This window comes from Mycobacterium sp. E1715 (genome assembly GCF_001667625.1).
Lineage (GTDB): Bacteria > Actinomycetota > Actinomycetes > Mycobacteriales > Mycobacteriaceae > Mycobacterium.
Genome location: NZ_LZJJ01000522.1, coordinates 1 through 2,197 on the forward strand (window position 1 = coordinate 1; position 2,197 = coordinate 2,197).

A 2,197-nucleotide genomic window follows, 5' to 3' on the forward strand; every position below is an offset into this window, starting at 1 on the left:
GGGCGATCGCGTCGCGGTCTGGGCGCCGAATTCCGCGGAATGGATCATGGCGCCCTTCGGGCTGCTCACCGCGGGCGGTGTGCTGGTGCCGGTCAACACTCGGTTCAAGCCGGACGAAGCGGGCGACATCATCGCCCGCAGCAAGGTCAAGGCCGTCCTGGTCCAGAAGGGCTTTCTGGGCCAGGACTACACCGCGCCCGCGGGGACGCCCGTCATCGACCTGAAGTCCGACTTCCTCGCCAGCGGTGCACCGTTCGAGCGGGCGGTGAACGGCAGCGACATCGCCGACATCATCTTCACCTCGGGCACGACCGGCCGCCCGAAGGGCGCCATGATGAACCATCGGCAGACGCTGCGGATGTACGAGGAATGGGCGACGCTCGCGGATCTGCGCCAGGGTGATCGTTACTTGCAGATCAACCCCTACTTCCACACCTTTGGCCTCAAGGCCGGGCTGATCACGTCATTCCTGCGGGGCGCGACGATGCTGCCGGTGCCGGTGTTCGACGTCGACGCCGTGGTGGAATTGATTGCCCGCGAACGGATCACGATGCTTCCCGGGCCGCCGACGCTCTACCACTCGCTGCTGACCGTCGCCGACAAGTCCAAGCTGTCGACCCTGCGCGCCGGCGTGACCGGCGCCGCCGACATCCCCGTCGAGCTGGTCCGTCGCATCCATGACGAATTGCCGTTCCAGACGCTGATGACCGGATACGGCCTCACCGAGGCGGGCAACGTCACGCTGTCCCTGCCCGGGGATTCGTTCGAGGACGTCGCCACCACCGCGGGTGTGCCCTGCGACGGGGTCGAGGTGCGCATCGCCGGCGATGGCGAGGTGCTGGTCCGCGGCTACGGCGTCATGCAGGGATACCTCGACGACCCGGCGGGCACCGCCGAGGCGATCGATCCGGACGGGTGGTTGCACACCGGCGATTTGGGCCGCCTCGATGCGGCGGGCCGGCTGCGGATCGACGGGCGCAAGAAGGACATGTTCATCGTGGGCGGGTTCAACGCCTACCCGGCGGAGATCGAGGGCTACCTGCTGGAGCACCCGGCGGTGGCGCAGGCCGCCGTGATCGGGGTTCCCGACGATCGCCTGGGCCAGGTCGGTAAGGCCTTCGTGGTGGCGAAAACCCAGGTTTCCGAGGATGACCTGTTGATATGGTGCCGGGAGCGGATGGCTGGTTTCAAAGCGCCGAGATCCATCGCGTTTCTCGACGAGCTGCCGCTCAATGCGACCGGGAAAGTTATGAAGGATCAACTTCGTTGAGCGACGGCGACATTCATTCGATGGTCATCGCGTCGGACTATCGTGTTCCCGACCCCAGCCGGGTATGGCCGCTGCTCGAGCGCAGGAAGGCGGCCCTTGCCGATATCGGCGCCCACCACGTCCTGGTCTACACCTCGACGCATGACTACGGCCGGGTGCTGGTGATGATCGGAGTCCACAGTCGCGAGCCGATCGTCGAGTTGCTGCGCTCGCGCGTGTTCTTCGAGTGGTTCGACGCGGCCGGCGTCGACGACATTCCCGCGGTCTTCGCCGGCGAGATCGTGGACAGGTTCGTCCCGGAGGCCCCGGCGACTCCGGAGGCGCCCGGCGTCGTGGTCGCCGCCATCGCCTCCGTCCACGACGTGTCGGCGCTCACCGCCGAAGTCGCCTCGGCCAGGGACAGATTCGTCGCGGCCGGCATCCGCAAGACCTGGATCTTCCAGGCCTTCGACGACGAGCACGAGGTGCTGATCATGTCGGAGTTGCCCGACGAGGAGAGCGCGCGGCGGTGGATCGAGCACCCCGACGCGGCGGCCGAGTGGATGAGCGGCGCCGGGGTGGGCCCCTACCCGCCGGTTTTCGTCGGGCGATTCTCCAACATGATGCGCATCGAGGCGGACTGAGCGGTCCGCCGGAATGTTCGTCTGCCTGTGTAACGGAGTCACCAGCCAAACGGTGACCGAGGCGCTGCAAGCCGGGGCCTGCACGACCAAGGAGGTCGCGGCAGCCTGTGGGGCGGGCGCCGACTGCGGGCGCTGCCGGCGAACCGTCCAGGCGATGTCGCCGGACGGCAGCGTTCGCCGCTAAGACCGCGGCCGGGTGGCAGCGCCGTTCGGATCCGACGATCGCAGCATCGCCTGGACGGTTCGCCGGCAGCGCCCGCAGTCGGCGCCCGCCCCACAGGCTGCCGCGACCACCTTGGCGCGA

3 protein-coding genes and 1 pseudogene are annotated in these 2,197 nt (G+C 68.1%); 3 read left to right on the forward strand and 1 reads right to left on the reverse strand.

Annotation, left to right across the window (positions count from 1 at the left end; genetic code table 11):
• The 3 genes from A9X03_RS25565 to A9X03_RS25575 all read left to right on the forward strand — a co-directional run.
• On the forward strand, positions 1–1,270 hold a 1,270-nt coding region (locus A9X03_RS25565; protein ID WP_068263625.1), incomplete at its 5' end, for a FadD3 family acyl-CoA ligase.
• The gene (locus A9X03_RS25570; protein ID WP_067753345.1) at positions 1,267–1,893 is read left to right on the forward strand and encodes a fatty-acid--CoA ligase; all 627 of its coding nucleotides are present in this window, start codon (positions 1,267–1,269) and stop codon (positions 1,891–1,893) included. The genes A9X03_RS25565 and A9X03_RS25570, both read left to right, overlap by 4 nt.
• A gap of 13 nt (positions 1,894–1,906) precedes the next feature.
• Complete coding sequence (locus A9X03_RS25575) at positions 1,907–2,077, forward strand: bacterioferritin-associated ferredoxin (protein WP_068263628.1); 171 nt, start codon at positions 1,907–1,909, stop codon at positions 2,075–2,077.
• Here A9X03_RS25575 and A9X03_RS29510 read toward each other — a convergent pair.
• A pseudogene (locus A9X03_RS29510) lies at positions 2,074–2,197 on the reverse strand ((2Fe-2S)-binding protein); the annotation flags it as partial. The gene A9X03_RS25575 and the pseudogene A9X03_RS29510 sit on opposite strands and share 4 nt — an antisense overlap.